The 19,035-nt window shown below is 68.5% G+C and carries 11 protein-coding genes and 1 pseudogene; 7 read left to right on the top strand and 5 right to left on the bottom strand.

Annotated elements, in window-relative coordinates; translation table 11 throughout:
• Together ACZ4UU_RS35705 and ACZ4UU_RS35710 are read right to left on the bottom strand one after the other, a co-directional pair.
• Positions 1 to 843 (bottom strand): glycoside hydrolase family 1 protein (locus ACZ4UU_RS35705; protein ID WP_471907549.1); only part of this gene is annotated, 843 nt, incomplete at its 3' end.
• 470 nt (positions 844 to 1,313) lie between these two features.
• Positions 1,314 to 2,075: a TetR/AcrR family transcriptional regulator gene (locus tag ACZ4UU_RS35710; protein ID WP_471907550.1), complete on the bottom strand. Its 762-nt coding sequence runs from the start codon at positions 2,073 to 2,075 to the stop codon at positions 1,314 to 1,316.
• Between the two features lie 156 nt (positions 2,076 to 2,231).
• Here ACZ4UU_RS35710 and ACZ4UU_RS35715 point away from each other — a divergent pair, with 156 nt between their 5' ends.
• The 5 genes from ACZ4UU_RS35715 to ACZ4UU_RS35735 all read left to right on the top strand — a co-directional run bounded on the left by ACZ4UU_RS35715 (position 2,232) and on the right by ACZ4UU_RS35735 (position 9,990).
• Entirely contained in the window at positions 2,232 to 3,506 is a 1,275-nt protein-coding gene (locus ACZ4UU_RS35715; protein WP_471907551.1) for an ABC transporter substrate-binding protein, read from the top strand.
• Between the two features lie 71 nt (positions 3,507 to 3,577).
• Entirely contained in the window at positions 3,578 to 4,657 is a 1,080-nt protein-coding gene (locus tag ACZ4UU_RS35720; RefSeq protein ID WP_471907552.1) for a carbohydrate ABC transporter permease, read from the top strand.
• Positions 4,654 to 5,571, top strand: coding sequence for a carbohydrate ABC transporter permease (locus ACZ4UU_RS35725; RefSeq protein WP_471907553.1), 918 nt, complete (start codon positions 4,654 to 4,656; stop codon positions 5,569 to 5,571). Before ACZ4UU_RS35720 ends, ACZ4UU_RS35725 begins: the two co-directional genes overlap by 4 nt.
• A 134-nt stretch (positions 5,572 to 5,705) precedes the next feature.
• The gene (locus tag ACZ4UU_RS35730; protein WP_471907554.1) at positions 5,706 to 7,541 is read left to right on the top strand and encodes a glycoside hydrolase family 3 protein; all 1,836 of its coding nucleotides are present in this window, start codon (positions 5,706 to 5,708) and stop codon (positions 7,539 to 7,541) included.
• A 28-nt stretch (positions 7,542 to 7,569) separates the two neighbouring features.
• A complete protein-coding gene (locus ACZ4UU_RS35735; RefSeq protein ID WP_471907555.1) occupies positions 7,570 to 9,990 on the top strand; it encodes a glycoside hydrolase family 3 N-terminal domain-containing protein in 2,421 nt (806 codons plus the stop codon).
• A 749-nt stretch (positions 9,991 to 10,739) separates the two neighbouring features.
• Here the strand turns inward: ACZ4UU_RS35735 and ACZ4UU_RS35740 are convergent.
• Positions 10,740 to 11,111: an ATP-binding protein gene (locus ACZ4UU_RS35740; protein ID WP_471907556.1), complete on the bottom strand. Its 372-nt coding sequence runs from the start codon at positions 11,109 to 11,111 to the stop codon at positions 10,740 to 10,742.
• 358 nt (positions 11,112 to 11,469) lie between these two features.
• Here ACZ4UU_RS35740 and ACZ4UU_RS35745 point away from each other — a divergent pair, with 358 nt between their 5' ends.
• Positions 11,470 to 12,714 carry a PucR family transcriptional regulator gene (locus ACZ4UU_RS35745; RefSeq protein ID WP_471907557.1) on the top strand — a complete coding sequence of 415 codons (1,245 nt, stop codon included), beginning with the start codon at positions 11,470 to 11,472 and terminating at the stop codon, positions 12,712 to 12,714.
• Between the two features lie 423 nt (positions 12,715 to 13,137).
• Here ACZ4UU_RS35745 and ACZ4UU_RS35750 read toward each other — a convergent pair.
• Positions 13,138 to 13,854 (bottom strand): annotated as a pseudogene (locus tag ACZ4UU_RS35750) (ABC transporter permease); the annotation flags it as partial.
• Between the two features lie 1,712 nt (positions 13,855 to 15,566).
• Between ACZ4UU_RS35750 and ACZ4UU_RS35755 the strand changes: the two are divergent.
• Complete coding sequence (locus ACZ4UU_RS35755; protein WP_471907558.1) at positions 15,567 to 16,952, top strand: MFS transporter; 1,386 nt, start codon at positions 15,567 to 15,569, stop codon at positions 16,950 to 16,952.
• 56 nt (positions 16,953 to 17,008) lie between these two features.
• On the opposite strand, the gene ACZ4UU_RS35760 is transcribed toward ACZ4UU_RS35755, so the two are convergent.
• The gene (locus ACZ4UU_RS35760; RefSeq protein WP_471907559.1) at positions 17,009 to 18,955 is read right to left on the bottom strand and encodes a helix-turn-helix domain-containing protein; all 1,947 of its coding nucleotides are present in this window, start codon (positions 18,953 to 18,955) and stop codon (positions 17,009 to 17,011) included.
• Positions 18,956 to 19,035: the final 80 nt, after the last annotated feature.

Here is a 19,035-nt window from a genome sequence, read left to right on the forward strand (position 1 = left end):
CCAGTCGGTGAAGGTGCGGGTGTCGTCGAGGAGGTCGGCCGGGTACTCCCCGCGGAGCATCGGCCCCGTGAAGACGCGGTTGGCCACGGCGTCGATACGACGCGCGGCTTCGGCGTCCTTTGGGGTCTCGGCTTCGATGCGGAGGATGTTCAGCACGACGGAAACCTGAGCATCGGGGTGCTTCACGGTGCGCCGCAGGGCTGCCACCGCGAGCCCGTGCGAGAGGTTGAGATGGTGTGCGGCCTTGAGCGCGTCCGCGTGGCTCTTCACACCGGGCGCGAACGCCCCGCTGCCGTACCCGGCGAACGAGTTGCTCCACGGCTCGTTGTGCGTCGACCACATGGCGACCCGGTCTCCGAGGGCGGCGCCCACGATCTCCGCGTACTTCTCGAAGGCGAAGGCGGTCTCGCGTCCCCGCCAGCCGCCGTAGCGGTCCTCCAGTGCCTGGGGGAGATCCCAGTGGTTGAGCGTCACGATCGGTGTGATGCCGCGGGTGAGCAGGCCGTCGACGAGCCGTGAGTAGAACGCCAGGCCCTCTGGATTGACTTCGCCTTCGCCTGTGGGCATCACACGCGGCCAGGAGATGGAGAACCGGTAGGCGCCCAGGCCGAGGGAGGCCATCAGGTCGAGATCGGTCTCGACCCGGTGGTAGTGGTCCGTGGCGACGTCACCGGTCGCGCCGTGGGCGGTCTTTCCCGGCGTGTGGCTGAAGGTGTCCCAGATGGACGGGCCCCGTCCACCCTCGCTCACGCCGCCCTCGATCTGATAGGCGGCGGTCGCGGCGCCAAGGATGAAGTCGGGCGGGAACGTCAGATGCCCGCGCGCGATCGAGTCGCTGTACATAAATCAGCCTCTCTGGTGACGTGGCCGAAAACCTAACACCTGAACTGTAATCAGCCCAGAGGCTGAACGAACTCTGGCGTCTCGTTTCCGGAGAGCCTTCGCGCCGAGGCCGGCATCCGGCGGCATCGCAGCTGGCCAGGGAAGCGTGAGGTCCCGATCGGAGGACATGGCCGAGCGCCGCGGACCCGTGAACGGCCTCTCCGTGAGGGGTGCTGCCCCACGCATGACCGCGGATGGGCAGGCTGCCCGGCCCCTCGCGGGGCCCCGGCACAGGTTGGCGCCCCCGCCCCCAGCTCTCTACGGCCGCGATCGTCGACCGGCTCGTCGGGGCACTGGAGGCGCAATGCGCGGCTTGCCACCGCCTGCCAGGCGGTGGCGGAGATGACCTGGTCACCCCTACCTGAGCCGACGCGGCTTCTGCCAGCCGCGGGGCGGCTCCCGACGGCGCCTACGCCGCGGGCCTCCGGCATTCAGTCGGAGTCGTCGCCGTCCTGCCGGTCGGAGTCTTCCGGCGTCGGGTGTTGTGACCAGTGCGCCCGGGCAGCTGCCACGAGGCGCCAGAAAGCGTCGACAGCCTCGACGACGTCGAGGTCGTCCCGGTAGCGCCGCTGGAGCTGCAGTCCGTCCTGCACGGCGATCCCCAGGGTGGCGATCACCTCCGCGCTGACCCCCATGGGGGCGCGCTCGGCAGCCTCGGGACCGGGATCGAGTGTCTGCGTCTGAGCCGCGCGGTAATGGTCGACGAAGTAGGTGTGCGCCGGGTGATCGCGATCGATCGCCTCGGCGGAGAGGATGATGAACAGGGACGTCAGCCCCTCGTGCTCCGCGGAATGACGCGCGACCTCCCGTGACTGCGTCGCGACATCGGTGGCGTGGACCTCCGACAGGTGGTCCGCGACTGACGCGTCGCGCAGACCGAGCACTTCTACGAGGAGTTCTTCCTTGTCGGCGAAGTGGTGGAGGACCCCTGTCTGCGTGAGGTTCATGCGCCTGGCGAGCTCGCGCATCGACGAGTGCTCGTATCCGGATTCCGCGAAGAGTTCAGCCGCAGCGGCGATGATCTCCCGGCGGCGCTGAAGCCCCTTGCGATAGGGCCCCCGAGGCCCGGTGCGTTCCGCCATGTCCTCAACATACAGCGAGCCGGTGTCGCGCTTGGCCCGAGTGTGGGCGTGACCATGAGAACCTCGCGAATACTTGTCACGTGAACTGCGTTGAGTGATACTGGCCGCCACCGCGACATCCGAGACGACACCTCAGCTGGGGACGCAGCGGCTTGTGCGACCTTCGGACGACAGGGTTCGCGCATGACGCGGGAGCGGGCAGCGGTCCGAGACGGCCGCCTTGTCGCCGCGGGATCTAGGCACACCGCCTGAGACAAAGGACTACACATGCGATCCACCCGAAGAGCCGTAGCTGTGCTTGCAGCGGCCTCGCTGACCGTCCTCGCCGCTGGCTGCGGATCCAATGACGAGGGCGATGCCGACGGCAAGATCACCCTCAAGGTGTCGACGTTCAGCGAGTGGGGCTACGGCGACCTGCTGAAGGAGTACCAGAAGCTTCACCCCGACATCACGATCAAGCACAACCGCTTCGCCACTAGCGATGCGGCCAAGGAACAGTTCCAGACCGCTCTCGGCGCGGGCTCGGGGCTCGCCGATGTGGTCGGCGTCGACAACAGCTGGCTCCCCCAGGTCCTGCAGCACCCGGACAACTTCAAGGACCTCTCCTCGTCGAAGGTCAAGGGCCGCTGGAAGGATTGGACCGCCAAGCTCGCGACCACCGACGACGGCAAGCTGCTCGGCTACGCGACGGACATCGGCCCGCAGTCCATCGCGTACCGCAGCGACCTGTTCAAGGCGGCCGGCCTGCCGACGGACCGTGAGGAGGTGGCCGAGCTGTTCGGGGGTGACAAGGCGACATGGGACGACTTCTTCGCCGTCGGCGAGAAGTTCAAGGCCGCCAAGACGGGCCCGGCGTTCTACGACGCGTCAGCCTCGGTCGCGACCAGTTGGGGCGACCAGTACGAGGTGCTCTGGGAGGACCCCAAGACGGGCGACATCATCGCAGGCCAGAACAAGGATCTTCGGAACATCTACGACACGGTGATGTCGCACGAGGACCTCTCGGCTCACCTGGCGCGGTGGAGCGAGGACTGGGTGAGCGCGTTCCAGAAGGACAAGTTCGCGGTCATGCTCGCACCGTCGTGGATGCTCGGCGTGATCAAGGGCAACGCGGCCGGAGTCAAGGGATGGGATGTCGCCGACGTCTTCCCCGGCGGCGGCGTCAACAGCGGCGGGTCGTACCTCACCGTGCCGACGCAGTCGAAGCACCCCAAGGAAGCGCAGGCGCTCGCGGAGTGGCTCACCGCCCCTGAGCAGCAGCTGAAGGCGTTCAAGGCGACGGGCAACTTCCCCAGCCAGGTCAAGGCCCAGAGCAGCGACCAGTTGCAGAAGATGACCGATCCTTTCTTCAGCGATGCGCCCGTGGGGAAGATCCTCACCGACCGCGCGTCGGCGATCACCGCGATTCCGTACAAGGGCGACAACTACTTCGCGATCACGGCGGCGTTCAACAACGCGATCAACCGTGTCTCGGTCGACAAGACCGACTCTCCGAAGAAGTCGTGGGACACGTTCGTCGACGAGTTGGACGCGCTGAAGTGATCGGTTCGTCCGCGCACTCGGGGAGGCCCGCCACGGCGGGCGTCCCCGAGTCACCACCGAAGGAAGAGCGCATGGTCCGTTCGGCAGCGAGCGCGTCAACCCGCACCGGCGCCTCCCCTCCACGACCGCCTGCCTCCTGGCGTCAGCGTCTCGGCCGCTGGGACATGAAGGCGTCGCCGTACGCCTACATCTCACCGTTCTTCATCCTGTTCGGGCTCGTCGGCCTGTTCCCGCTCCTGTACACCGCGTACGTCTCGCTCCACGACTGGGACCTCATCGGCGGCCAGGGCGACTTCGTCGGGCTCGACAACTTCGCCTTCGTCCTCGATCAGCCGGTCTTCTGGGACGCGCTGGGCAACACCGTCAGCATCTTCCTGCTGTCGACGGTCCCCCAGATCGCGATCGCGCTCGTACTCGCCAGTCTCCTGCAGGCGAACATCCGCGCGCGGACCTTCTGGCGGATGGGGGTGTTGCTGCCGTACGTCATCGCCCCGGTCGCCGTGTCGCTGATCTTCTCGCGCATGTTCGCCGACCAGTCCGGCCTGGTCAACGCACTGCTTGAGCAACTGGGAGTGGACCCGGTCGGCTGGCACCGGGACAGCACGGCGGCGCACGTCGTCATCGCCAACATGGTCAACTTCCGGTGGACCGGCTTCAACACGCTCGTGCTGCTGGCCGCCATGCAGGCGATCTCCCGGGACCTGTACGAAGCGGCGATCCTCGACGGCGCAGGCCGCATGCGGCAGTTCCTCTCCGTCACCGTGCCGTCCGTACGTCCGACGATCATCTTCGTCGTGATCACGTCCACGATCGGCGGCCTGCAGATCTTCGACGAGCCGCGGCTGTACGACACGCAGGGGCTCGGCGGCAGCTCGGGGCAGTGGAAGACGATCACTCTGTACCTGTACGAGCTCGGCTGGAATCAGCAGCGGCTGGGCCGCGCCGCAGCCGTCGCATGGCTGCTCTTCCTGCTGATCATCGTGTTCGCGCTGGTCAGCAACTGGCTGTCGCGCCGCATCGCCTCCGGCGACGATCCAGTCGCCGTCCCTCGAAAGGCGCGTCGCGCCGCCCGAAGAGAGGCGAGCGGGGCAGCGGCTGTCACGCCCGCCTCCTCCCTGTCGTCCGGTGACACTCCCGGGAGCAGCACGTGACCAGGCCCTCCATCCCGTACATCGAGCAGACATCCGGACGGGGTGCCGCCCGAGCGGCGGCACGCCGCCGTCGCGGGCGGGACCACGGTGCCGCCCGCCGCCCAAGATGGCTGACCTACGCCATCCTCACCGTGGTCGCGCTCATTTCGATCTTCCCGCTCTACTACACGCTCCTGCTCGCGTCGTCGACGTCGGCGGAGGTCGCACAGCACCCGATCCCCTCGCCGATCCCGGGCGGGCAGCTGGGTGACAACCTCGTACGCGTCTTCGAGTCCGACATCGATCTGCCGCGCGCGGTGTGGAATTCCGTCTTCGTCTCGGTGACGACGGCGCTCGCGGTCGTATTCCTGTCCACACTGGCGGGCTTCGCCTTCGCGAAACTCCGGTTCAAGGGGCGGGCCGGTCTGCTGGCGTTCGTCGTGGCCACCATGGCGGTCCCGACACAGCTCGGCGTGGTGCCGCTGTTCATCGTCATGCGCGAGCTGGGACTGACGGGAAGCCTGTGGGCAGTGATCATCCCTGGCGTCGCATCCGCCTTCGGGGTGTTCTGGATGACGCAGTACCTTCAGGCGGCCCTGCCCTATGAGCTCATCGAAGCCGCCCGTATCGACGGCGCATCGACCTTCCGGATCTTCCGATCCATCGTGCTCCCGGCCGCCAGACCCGCGTTGGCGATGCTCGGACTGTTCACCTTCATCGGGGCGTGGACCAACTTCTTCTGGCCGTCGATCGTGCTCGGAACCACCAACCCGACACTGCCCGTCGCGCTGCAGCTGCTGCAGACCGGGTTCTTCAAGGACATCCCCCTGATCATGACCGGCGTCCTCGTGTCGGTGGTGCCACTGCTGACGCTGTTCGTCGTCCTCGGCAGGCAGCTCGTCGCCGGTGTCATGCAGGGAGCCATCAAGGGGTGACGCTGACGGCCGCAGCGCCCGACCGGACCGGAGTGCGCCGCGGTGCAGTGCGCCGCCGCTGAGTCCGAGCCCCCGCCTCGCCGAGGCCGCCCCCAAGGCCCCGGAGACGATTTGAGAGGAACGACCCACCCCCCATGCACGACACGACCGCACCGGACCGCGTCGCATTCCGCGACCTCAACGGCAACGGCCGCATGGACCCCTACGAGGACCCGCGGCTCAGCGCCGAGGAACGCACCGAGGACCTGCTGTCCCGGCTCTCGCTCGAAGAGAAGGTCGGTCTCCTCTTCCACACGGTCATCGAGATCGGCCCGCAGGGTGCTGTCCTCGAAGAGCCCGGCGCGATCAGCAAGTCGCCCACCAGCGAGGTGATCCTCGACAGGGCGATGAACCACTTCAACGTGCACCGCATCGAAGACGCCCGGGCGGCCGCACGATGGAACAACGCGATCCAGCGGCTGGCCGAGAAGACGCCGCACGGCATCCCGGTGACGATATCCACCGACCCGCGCCACGGGTTCCTGGAGAATGTCGGGGCGTCGTTCACGTCGGGCCCGTTCTCGCAGTGGCCCGACGGGCTCGGCCTCGCGGCGCTTCGCGACCCGGATGTCGTGCGCGAGTTCGCGCGACGGGCGCGCGAGGAGTATCGCGCTGTGGGAATCCGCATGGCGCTGCATCCCCAGGTCGACCTTGCCAGCGAGCCCAGGTGGGCACGTCAGCTCCAGACCTTCGGCGCTGACACCGATCTCGTGGTGGCGTACACGAGTGCGTACCTCGAAGGCTTCCAGGGCGCCACTTTGGACTCGACGAGCGTAGCCTGCGTCACCAAGCACTTCCCCGGCGCCGGTCCGCAGCTGGACGGCGAGGACGCGCACTTCCCGTACGGCCGCGAACAGGTCTACCCGAGCGGGGCGTTCGACGAGCACCTGCGTCCGTTCACCGCCGCCGTCGAACACGACACCGCCGCGATCATGCCGTACTACGGGATGCCCGTCGGGCTCTCGATCGACGGCGTACCGATCGAGGAAGTCGGATTCGGGTACAACAAGCAGATCCTCACCGGACTCCTGCGCGAGAAGCTCGGCTACGACGGGCTGATCATCACGGACTGGGAGCTGGTGAACGACAACCCCGTCGGGGACCAGGTCCTGCCCGCCCGCGCGTGGGGTGTCGAGGAGCTCGACGCCCGCGAGCGCCTGGTCAAGATCCTTGACGCCGGCGCGGACCAGTTCGGCGGCGAGCAGTGCACGGACCTGCTGCTCGAGCTCGTGCGGGACGGCGTCGTCGCGGAGAGCAGAATCGACGAGTCGGCGCGCCGCGTCCTGCTCGTCAAGTTCCGGCTCGGCCTCTTCGACGACCCCTTCGTCGACGAGGAGGCAGCCGCGGCCGTCGTGGGCAACGCCGAGACCCGTCAGGCCGGCTTGGAGGCGCAGGCCCGATCGGTCACCGTCCTCAAGAACTCTGTCGTCCACGGTGCACCCCTGCTCCCCCTCTCCGGAAGCCCGAGAGTGTATGCGGAGGGCATCGCCCCGGAGGCCCTCGCACGGGCCGCCACTCCGGCGGCCACGCCACAGGAGGCGGACCTCGCCATCGTGCGCATCGACGCTCCCTTCGAGCCACGGGACGACCTGTTCCTGGAGTCGTACTTCCACCAGGGGTCCCTCGACCTGCCGCCCGGCCTCGTGCACCGACTGCGCATGATCGCCCAGCAGACCCCGCTTGTCGTGGACGTCGCCATGGACCGCCCCGCCATCCTCACGCCACTGATCGACGCGCTCGCCGGTCTCACGGTGACCTTCGGCGTCTCGGACGACGCCTTGCTCACCACCCTCACCGGCCGTATCGCCCCCCGGGGCAGGCTCCCCGTCGAGCTGCCACGATCGATGCGGGCCGTGCGAGAGTCCGCGCCCGACGGGCCGGCGAACACCCACGACCCGCTGTTTCCCCTGGGATCCGGGCTGGAGATCTGATGCCCCGTTCGTACAGAAGGAGCACGCCATGACCGACGCACGATCCCGCGCCGTCGAGTTGCTCGGTCGGATGACCCTGCACGAGAAGGTCGCCCAGCTGACATCCCTCATCCCGACGATGCTCTTCGACGCGAAGGGCATCCGCCCGGAGGTCGCCGCGGCCAAGCTCGCGAACGGCATCGGTTACGTCGAACCGCACATGGGCGGGTTCCCGGCGAATGCGGCCGAACTCGCCCGGCTGAACAACGCGCTGCAACGCCATCTCGTGCAGGAGACCCGTCTGGGCATTCCGGCGATCATGCATATCGAGGCGCTCAACGGCGTGAACGCGCCCACCTTCACCTCGTTTCCCACCGCGATCGCTCTCGCCGCCACCTGGGACACGGCCGGGATCGGAGAGATGGCCGCCCTGACGCGCCGCCAGATGCGGTCCGTGGGCCTGCACCACGCCCTGTCCCCGCTGCTCGACGTCGCCCGCGACGCGCGATGGGGCCGCGTGCACGAGACCTACGGTGAAGATCCGTACCTGGTCAGCGCGCTCGGTGTGTCCTTCGTACGCCAGCTGCAGGGCGAGTCGTTCCAGGACGGCGTCATCGCCACGGGCAAGCACTTCCTCGGGTACGCCATGAGCGAGGCCGGTCTCAACATGGCGACCGTGCCCGTGGGAGCGCGCGAGCTGCGGGAGGTGTACGCGCGGCCCTTCGCCGCCGCGATCCAGCTCGCCGGTCTCGGATCGATGATGAACTCGCTCGCCGACTGGGACGGAGTACCCGCGGCCGCCGACCCTCGCGTCTTCCGCGAGATGCTGCGCGACGAGCTCGGCTTCGACGGCACCGTCGTCTCGGACTGGTCCTCGATCGAGAACCTCGTGACCCATCACCGCGCCGCACGCGACGCACGCGAAGCAGGCGTACTCGGTCTACGGGCCGGCATCGACGTGGAACTGCCCGAGCCGTTCGGCTACGGCGACAGCCTCGTCGAAGCTGTCCGCGCCGGCGAGATCCCCGAAACGACCGTCGACGAGTCGGTGGTGCGCGTGCTGACGCACAAGTTCCAGCTGGGCCTGTTCGACAACCCGTACGTGGAGACCGACCCGGTCGAGATCATGTCCGTGGCGCGGGAAGGGCGCGACCTCTCCCTGCGACTCGCACGCGAGTCGGTCACCCTGCTCAAGAACGCCGACGGAGTGCTTCCGCTGAGCGGCGCTCCCCGTATCGCCCTCATCGGGCCGCACGCCGACCGGACCGGCGCGGCCTTCGCGCCGTACACCTTCCCCTCCTTCATCGCACTCACCCGGGCGATGCTGAAGGGCGCGACGAGCTCGATGGTCGGTGTCGACGACATCGACTCCTTCGGCCCTCACGACGCCTACGTGCACCAGGAGATCGGCGACCTTCTCGCGATGGACGAGGACGAGTTCGCCCGGACGCAATACGGAGCGGTCTCCCTCGCGGACGCGCTGCGCGCCGCGCTGCCCGACGCGGACATCGTCGTTTCCGCAGGATGCGGAATCACCGACGGCGCCGAGGAGATCGAGGCCGCCGTCGAGGCCGCCCGTGATGCCGACATCGTGGTCCTGGCGCTCGGCGGCCTGGCCCGGTGGTTCTTCAGCGAACGGACGGAGGGCGAAGGCGCGGACACCGCCGATGTGCGGCTGCCGGACGTGCAGCGCCGGCTCGTACACGCGATCGGCGCGCTCGGCCGGACGACCGTCGGCGTGATCTTCTCCGGCCGACCCGTCGCCCTCGGTGACGTAGAGCCGCAACTCGACGCGATCCTGCTCGGATACCACGGCTCGCAGTACGGCACACGTGCCGTCGCGGACATCCTGACCGGCGCGGCCGAGCCGCAAGGACGCCTGCCCTACACGATCCCCCGCTCCAGCGGACAGGTTCCCATCCACGCGGGCCAGAGGTTCGGCAGCGGATACCGCCGCCACGAAGGCGACCCGCACGGCGGATACGTGGACGAGACAGCGGCACCGCTCTACCCGTTCGGCCACGGCCTCACATACACACGCTTCGCCTACTCCGACCTCCATCTCAGCAGCACAACGGCCGCGCCCGACGGCACCGTCGACGTCACCGTCACCGTCGAGAACAGGGGCGACCGCCCAGGCGTGGAGCTCGTCCAGCTCTACGTCGAGGACGACGCCCCCGGCATCGCGCGACCGGCACTCCAACTCTCAGGGTTCCATCAGCTCGAACTGCAGCCGGGCGAGGCGGCAACGGTGACGTTCGCACTGGAGCTTCCTCTCCTGGCCTACCTGTCCCTGGACGACAGGTGGGTCGTTGACCCGGGCCCCATGTGGGTTTCCGTCGGCTCGTCGTCGAGCGACATCCCCCTGCGGAGCCGCTTGGACGTCATCGGTGACACCGCCGACGTCACCGGGCGGAGGGTCTACCTGACCCACTCCACCAGGACCGCGCGCTTCACGACCGGGACGTGACGCGCAAGACCGTCGCCCGAAGCACCGCCGCATAGTCGGCGCCTGAAGCAGCCCGTGGGGAGCGGCCCTGACACCGCTCCCCACGGGCCCTTGCGCACAGCGTGCGGAGGGGCTGCGGCAGCCACCACCAAGGACTTCCGGACCGACCGATGCCGGCCGACCACCGAGGCGCACGGTCAGCTTGCGCCGGTCGGCCGGCGCACGGCGGGTCAGGGCGATCCCGTCATCCTCGATGGCGCACTGCTCGAACAGCTCGGTCCAGGGCTGGCTGTTGTCGGGCTCCAGTACCAGCCGCTGCCGCTGCTGCTCGGGCGCTCGCAGCTGTGGGTCGGTGTATCACCGTCGCCCCCCAGACGAAGAGCGCCCGCCGGAGTCGACCAGCAAGGGCTCTTCGTCTCACACCCGTATCACAGCCCCTATGGGCGGGGTCCTGGCTGCACCTATCTGACCAGATGGAAGACCTCCCGGGCCGCGTCGAAGACGCCGAAGCCCACGAGCACATGGTGGAAGCGGAACTCGCCGAACTGCGCACTGGCGCATAGGTGAGGGCGGATACTGCAACCTCTGTGAGCGGGGCATCATCGGTTTTGTGATCCGGCCACCAACCTCTTACGGTTCGGACGCCCACGTTGGAGGGCCGTCCCGACGACGTGTCCCTCGCGGAGCCGGTCCATGCTCAACCTAGCCGTACTGCACGAAGACACCGCACGTGAACTGCCCGGCCGGGCTGCCGTGGTGCTCCGATGGGCTCAGAGGCAGCAGCCCCGCACGGCGCAGGTTGCCAGTTCGACCCAGACCGTCTTGCCACGCCCCATGGGTTGGACGCCCCATCCGCGGGCAAGCGTCTCGAGCAGACGCATACCGCGCCCCCTTTCACTGTCCGGCGACAGCGGACGGATCTGGGGGCCATTGTCACAGTGGTCGCTCACTGCGAAGCGGAGCGTGCCGTGCCGGCGCAGCAGATACAGCCTGATCGGTCCTTCGCCATGGGTCAGGGCGTTGGTGACGAGCTCGCTGACCAGGAGTTCCGCGATGTCGGAATGCTCGGAAAGCCCCAGGCTCGACAACAGCTGCCGCGTCATGCGCCGCGCCTGCCCCGCCGCCGTCGGATGCTGCGGCAAGGACCATGAGGTGACCCATGGGAACGCGACGGCTGGGAGACAGGGCGGGAGGGGCAGGCCGGTTCCTGGTCGCGGCGCGCCCTGGCGCACCTCGGATCGCGGGTACGGGTCTGCGCGGCGTGGCGTGCGGGTGCGGGTGCGGCTCATGACTTATCCCTGGGGGGAGGGGATGTGGCGCGCCGTGGTTACGGTGCTCTGCTCTTCGACTGTCTCGGTGCGCGACCCGTCATGCACGATGACTCACCCACACAAAGCCGATGATCGCCTTGTGGTCGCGTCACAAGACCTGGAGGTAGCGTGAGAGACGGTCGAGCCAGCCGCCCGCTCCTCGGCCCGGCAACACAACGGGAGCATGCTCATGGAAGCGGCGGACACGAACACGGACACGGAGGCGGTCGGACGCATTGTCCAGGCGATCGAGGCGTCTTTCGGCCACGTGGTCGCGACCGCGGTGGACGCCATCTGGGAGCAGGTGCCGGCGTACGCGGCCTGCACGGAGGAAGATCTTCGCCGCGACCTGACCGCCCACGTGGATGTGGTCTTCCGTGCCCTGCTGACCTGCCTGAAGGAGGGCAGGCCCGCGCGGCGGGAGGACTTCCCGATCACCGCAGCCCAGGCTGCACGCCGCGTTCACCAGGGCATTTCGCTGTCCGACTTCCTGCATGCCTTCCGGGTGGGGCAGCTCACCTTGTGGGAGGCCGTGCTCGATGTTGCGCGGGGGGACCCTCGGACCCATGAGGCGGCATTGTCGCTCGCCCGCGAGATCATGCATCTGATCGAGGTCGGAAGCTCCGTCGCCGCAGAGGCGTATCTGCACGCCCAGCAGCATCGGCTCGCCGAGAGTGACCGGGTCCGCCGAGACCTGCTGGAGGATCTGCTGGCCCGCCGCGACGTCGCGCCTGGCCCGAAGCAGGCGATGCTGCGAGGGTCAGGGCTCGAGCCGGGGGTGCGGCTGATCGTGGCCTCGGCCACGCCGGGGCCGCCTCTGGCAGACGAGCGGAGGCTGCGCGAAGCGGTGGCCGTACTGCGCCGGTTCGCGGCACAGGGTTTCACGGTCGCGCGGCAGGACGAGGTTGTCGCCATCGCACCCGTGCCGCCCGCAGGCTGGGCGGCGGCCGTGGAGAACCTCAGGCGTGTGCTCCCCGACCTGGAACGCGAGGGCTCGGGCTTGGCGCTCGGAATCAGCACGGTTCACACCGGGCTCACCGAGGTCCCCGCGGCCTACGCCGAAGCCTGCACCGCCCGGGACGGTCTCGGCGGGGCACCCGGGGTGGTCGCACTCCCGCTGTACTCCAGCCTCGACTACCTGGTCCTGTGCCACAACGAGACCGCGAAGCGGCTGATCCGACCCGAAGTACGCCGGTTCGTCGAGGAGAACACAGCACGCGGAGGCGACTTGATCGCCACCTTCCTCGAGTACACCGCCAGTGACCTCAACGCCAAGATCGCTGCTCATCGGCTGCACATGCACGCCAACACCGCCTACTACCGCCTGGAGCGGATCGCCGAACGCACCGGATGCGACCTGCGCCGCTTCTCCGACGTGATGGAACTATTGATCGCGGTACGGCTCCTGGACACCCACCCGGCGCGCCGAAGCTGAGGTAGAGCCGGCGGTGGACGCCGATGGAGTCATGCAGCACGACGGCTGACCGATCCAGGTCGCGGCGGCCCGCAGTCGCGGTTGCACAGCCTGCCGGACCTCGTCGCAGCGCCCTCAACGCCGTGGTTGTGCGCCCGCAGAGTCGGGTGCTCGCGTGTCGTGGGCGCCCGTGAGCATGCGGAACCTGGAAGCGGAACAAGCGGAATAGCGAGGCCCGTCCCGGCCCAGAACCGAGCCGAGCCAGCCGAGCAGGAAAACCAAGGGGAACGGAGACAATTCTCGGGTACTGCAAGGGGAAGACAGAGAAGTCCGCGTCGGGAAACAGAGCGTTCGGACTTCCGGACACGGCAGGGGACAGTACGGTCGAGGGCCACCGAGGACAGCAGGCAGAGTGTGCCTGCGGCCGCACGGCGCCCTGCTCCGCTACTCGGTCTTGATGGCGGTGAGCAGGTTGAGCCGGGCCGCGCTGCGGGCGGGCCACAGGGCGGCCAGGAGACCGACCAGCGCCGCCAGCAGCAGGAAGAGGAGGAACCGGCCCCACGGCAGCACCAGTGCGTAGCCGGGGATGTCCGCCTTCGTGATCTCGCAGATGGCCCAGCCCAGGAAGGAGCCGAGGCCGATGCCGATCACCGCGCCGTAGAGGGAGATGACCACGGCTTCCAGCTGGATCATTCGTGTCACGCCTTGCCGGTCGAGCCCGACGGCTCGCAGCATGCCGACCTCCCGCTGTCGTTCGAAGACCGACATCGCGAGGGTGTTCACCACTCCCAGCACTGCGATGACCAAGGAGATGGCGAGCAGCCCGTACAGGACGTTCAGCACGGTGCCGAAGGCTCCGCCGAGTTCGCTGCGGATGTCCTGCCGGTCGGCGATCGTGATCCCGGGACGGCCGGGGAGGGCGTCGGCGAGTGCCTTCTCGGTCGTGCTGCCGTCCGTTGTGACGTAGATCTTCGAGAAGGTCGTCGCGGTGGCGTTCGCTTCGATCACGTCTGCGGAGATGACGACCGGCAGGACGACCTCGTTGTACTCGAAGACGGCCCCGACGGTCAGCCTGCGGCTCTTGCCGGAGTCCCCGTACACCGCCGGCAGGCTGTCACCGACCTTCCAGCCGTGCGACCGCGCGAGCTTCTCGTCGACGGCTCCGGGGATGACGCCCGGTAGAAACCACCTGGGAAGTGTCGGCGCCGGGAAGTGAGGCTGCCGCAGCGGCCGCCATCCCCACAGGCATGCTCCTGAACCGCCGGTGCGACCTCACGATCCACGGGGACCCCTGCGCGGGCAAGGCGGTGAGCAGGCAGGCGCAAGGCGACCGTCCCATGTGTCTCCGCGAGGGGCATGCTCCTGATCTGCGGTGGCGGATCAGCGCCAACCCAGCCCACCGCGGTGCTCGACGCCGGCCTGCGCGGCAAGGTCGACGGTCGGTTCGGTGACGGGGACGTCGGTGAGTGCCTCGTCGATCGCGGTCAGCATCTTCACCAGTCGCGGGCCGTTCAACAAGCGCGCGTTGCCGTTCGTGCAGGGCAGATCACCAACACCAACATCAGCCCACACCGCGTCAGCACGCCCTGCGCAGAGCCGAAGGATTGACTGCGGGCAGTGGGAGTTCCCTGGGACTTTTCTGGGACTTCCGGCTGCATCAACGGGTACGAGCGTGAAACATCCGATAGGCCATTCATGCAGTTCAGCGACCTACTACCGCACGACGTCGCAGGTCACCGCCTTCACTGGTCTCTTCCGGGACATCTGACCGGAAGCACTCAGCAGGTCCGCCGTCAGCGCCGCTTGCCCCAGACGTCCGTTCGTCGCTCGCCCGTTCAACAGGATCTGATTTGCCCGAAAGCACACCTGACACCCCATCAGAACGAGCGTCAAATGAGCGTCACGAGCGTCATTTCAGCGTCAAGATATCGCCCGTAACGCCCACACCGCACATAATGCGCACGCGCAAAACCGCAGGTCAGGAGCCCTTTGCGGCCGGTTCGAGGATGGCGACGCACTCCACATGGTGCGTCATCGGGAAGACGTTATCCCCGGTCTCCGGCTAAGCGTTGTCCCGTAAATGAGCATGGCGTGGTGTACGCCGCCTCCCGAGCGGGCGGAGGGAGCAAAGCAGGGCTCCCGGTAACGGTGTGTGCGGGCTCTGATTACGCCCCAGGTGCCTCTACCCCGTCAGCCTGCCTCAGCCGCGAGCCACGCTCTGGGGAGAATCTGGGGAGTACGAGCGTTTCTGGGGAGCGCGTGCGTGGGGAGAACCGCAGATCAGAGCCATCAGGTAGACAACTTCAAGAAGATCTCTCCGCCTCTGCCTGCGCGAATCTCGATCGGCCTGTTAATGCCATCCGCCCGAACGAGTCGCCCTTCGACCAAGATCCGGACCATACGCGGGCCAGAGTTCAGTACTTGCCCTTCCTGGCACGTATGCGCACTGGTCAGAGCCCTATCAACTGTGGACCACCAGCAGACGAAGAATCTGCTGAGGCGACTCTCACTACAGCCCAGCGCCGTCCCAGACGGGCCGAGTCAGACCAGGGCGGCGGCCAGCCCAATCACTGGCCGCCGAACGGCTCTCACCGATCAACCACCAAATGTCCGAGTTCAACGGAGCGTAGTCAGCACCAAACCAGCACGGGAGTCAGCACGGCACCGTCAAATCACCCCAATAAGACATCGCAGACACAGTCCGTTCCTGCGCCATTCCAGTCGCTGAACCACCCCCTGGCGAGTGGGCATGGGGGCCGCACGCATACCTCGTCCGAGAACTATGTTGTCCGGCCACATGTGCGCCTGACCTGCGTGTTTCTACGGTATGTCGACACGTACCCGTCCCCACCGCACACGAGGAAGTGGCGCACATGGCCTCCGCAACCACCGCTCCCCCACCACCCGGGAACCTCAAACGCATCGTCGCCGCCAGCCTCATCGGCACCACCATCGAGTGGTACGACTTCTTCCTCTACGGCTCCGCCGCCGCCCTCGTCTTCAACAAGCTGTTCTTCCCCGATTCCGACCCGCTCGTCGGCACGCTCCTGTCGTTCTTGACGTACGCCGTCGGATTCGCGGCGCGTCCGCTGGGCGCGCTGGTCTTCGGACATTACGGTGACCGGCTGGGTCGCAAGAAGCTGCTGGTGCTGAGCCTGCTGCTGATGGGTGGGGCGACCTTCGCGATCGGGCTGCTGCCGACGCACGCGACCATCGGGTCCGCGGCGCCCGTGCTGCTGACCGTGCTGCGCCTGGTGCAGGGCTTCGCGCTCGGTGGTGAGTGGGGCGGGGCTGTGCTGTTGGTGTCCGAGCATGGGGACGCGCGACGGCGTGGCTTCTGGGCCTCGTGGCCGCAGACCGGCGCACCCGCGGGGCAGTTGCTGGCGACGGGAGTGCTGTCCCTGCTGACGGCCGTGCTGTCGGACAGCGCCTTCGGCACCTGGGGTTGGCGCATTCCCTTCCTGCTCTCCGGCGTGCTCGTGATCGTCGGTTTGTGGATTCGTCTGTCAGTCGATGAATCGCCTGTCTTCAAGCAAGCGTTGGCGCAGGCGGAGGCACGCAAGGTCACGAGGACGGCCGACGCGGAGAAGCTGCCGCTGGTGTCCGTGCTGCGGCACCACTGGCGTGATGTGCTGGTGGCGATGGGCGCGCGGATGGCGGAGAACATCAGCTACTACGTCATCACCGCGTTCATTCTCGTCTACGCGACCACATCGGCCGGAGTCTCCAAGCAGACCGCTCTCAATGCCGTGCTCATCGCCTCCGCCGTGCACTTCGCGGTCATTCCGGCCTGGGGTGCGCTGTCGGACCGGATCGGCCGCCGTCCCGTCTATCTGCTGGGCGCCGCAGGCGTCGGGCTGTGGATGTTCCCGTTCTTCTCACTCATCGACACCGGTGGCTTCGGCAACCTGATCCTCGCCGTGACGGTGGGGCTCGTCCTGCACGGCGCCATGTACGCACCCCAGGCGGCCTTCTTCTCCGAGATGTTCGCGACCCGGATGCGCTACTCCGGTGCGTCGATCGGTGCCCAGTTCGCCTCCGTCGTGGCAGGCGCGCCGGCGCCGCTGATCGCGACCGCGCTGCTGGCCGACTACGACAGCTCCACCCCGATCGCCCTCTACGTCATCGCCGCGGCCGTCCTGACGGTGATCGCGGTCGGCGTGGCCAAGGAGACCCGTCACCGGGACCTGGCCAACATCGACTCCCCGACCGACGCGGAGCCCGCGGCTGCCCGGGCTGCGGACGCACGCATCGGCTGATCCACCCGGCGTTCACCGCCCCAGCAGTGACCCCCGTGCGCCCGTGCGTGCGGGGGTCAGCGCTGTGTCGGTGCCGTCAACCGGTGCAGCCGCAGGGCCAGTTGGATCTCCAGGGCGCGGGCGGGGCTCTGCCAGTCGTCGCCGAGGAGGCGACCGACGCGCTCCAGGCGCTGGGCGACGGTGTTCACATGGACGTGCAGTTCGTCCTTGGTGCGGGCTGGGCTCATCCCGCTGGCGAAGTACGCGTCGACGGTGCGCAGCAGGTCGGTGCCGCGGCGTTCGTCGTATGCGACGACCTGGCCGATCGTGCGGTCGACGAAGCCCGCGATGTCCCGGTCCCCGGCCAGCAGCAGCCCAACGAACCCGAAGTCCTCGGCGGCGGCGCCGTCGCCGGAGCGGCCGAGCAGTCGCAAGGCGTCGAGGCAGCGCCGGCCTTCCTCGTAGGCGGCGGCCACGGCGTCCGGGTGGGCGGCCAGGGCCTCGACCGGGGCGGAGGCGCCGACGGTGACCGCCTCGTGGACGGCCGTGCCGAGGTGCCGGGCGGTGCTGCGGGCCAGAGTGGTGGCGGTGTCTCCCGCGGTGAGGGGCAGGAGCAGGACCGTGCCGCCTTCACGCGCTGCCGCCAGGCCGTGTCTGGTCGCGGCGAGGTGGGACGCGGCGGACCACAGGCGTCTGCGGGCGGCCGCCTCCTGGTCGGCGTCAGCGGATGTGGCGTCGAGGCGCGCGGCGAGGACGACATGGGTGGCGTCGAGGTCGGCGTCCAGCCGCGCCGCGCGCTCGCGCAGCAGACGCGGGTCGCGGTCGCGGGCGTCGAGCAGGTCGTCCAGCAGCTCGCCGCGGACCCGTTGTTCGGCCTCGGCGGCGGAGCGGCGGGCGAGCAGCAGGAGGGAGGTGACCATCGCGGCCCGCTCCAGGGTGCGCTGGTCGACGGGGTCGAGGCCTGGGTGGCCGCGCAGGACCAGCGCGCCCAGCAGTTCACCGCCCGCGGCCACGGCGGCGATCCAGTCGTCGTCGTGCCGTACCGCGTGGCCTTCGACGCGGGAGATCTCCAGGGCGTCGGCCGGTGTGGCGGTGGCCTCCGCGAACTCGACCGTTCCGTCAAGGACTTCGGAGACCGCGGCGGCCACGTCGTGCACCCCTCCGCCGCGCAGCACGAGTTCGGCGAGCCGGTCGTGTACGTCGGAGGCCCGTTCGATGACTGCGCTGCGGTCCTGGATGATCTCGTTGGCCCGCTCCAGGTCGGCGAGGGCCGAGCGGGTCTCGGTGAGCAGGTTCGCGGTGTCGATGGCGGCCGCTGCGAGGGCGGCGAAGGAGCCGAGCAGCGCGATCTGCTCCCGCTCGAAGACCCGGGCCCGTCGGTCGGCGGCGAACAGGACGCCGATGACATGGTGTCCCAGCATCAAGGGCACCCCGAGGATGGCGACCAGCCCTTCGTCGCGCACGCCGGAATCGATGGTGAGGGTGTGCTGGAAGCGGTCGTCCTTGAAGTAGTCGTCGGTGACATAGGGGCGGGCGGTCTGCGCGACGAGACCACCCAGGCCCTCCCCCATGCCGAGCCGCAGCTGCTGGAAGCGGGCGGCGACGGATCCCTCGGTCACCCGCATATAGGTGTCGCCCCTGGCCGGGTCGTTCAGGCTGAGATAGGCGACGTCCGTGCCGAGCAGCGACCGGGCGCGCTGCACGATCGCCTGGAGCACGGCGTCGAGGTCCCGCAGGCCGGCCAGGTCGTGGGCCGTCTCGAAGAGGGCCGACAGTTCGGCCTCGCGCCTGCGCCGTCCCTCCAGATCGGAGCGCACGCGCAGCGCGAGCAGCCTGGCCTGTTCGAGAGCGACGATCCGCTCGGTGGATCTGCCCTCGGCGCGGGCGAGCAGCACCGGCTGCTCATAGGCGTCGGCGGACGCGCCCCGGGCCAGCAGCTCGAGGAACGGCGTCTCCGCGCTGCTCAGGGGCGCTCCGGCAGGGGCTGCGGAGCGCTCGGCGGGGTGCACGTGATCGCGAGACATGCCGACAGGATTGCTCATCGCGCCGCCGCTCCGTCAGCCCTGTGGACAACTCGGGACTCCGCCTTGCCCTCCACCGGCCC

It is taken from the genome of Streptomyces sp. NPDC028907 (assembly GCF_055564995.1).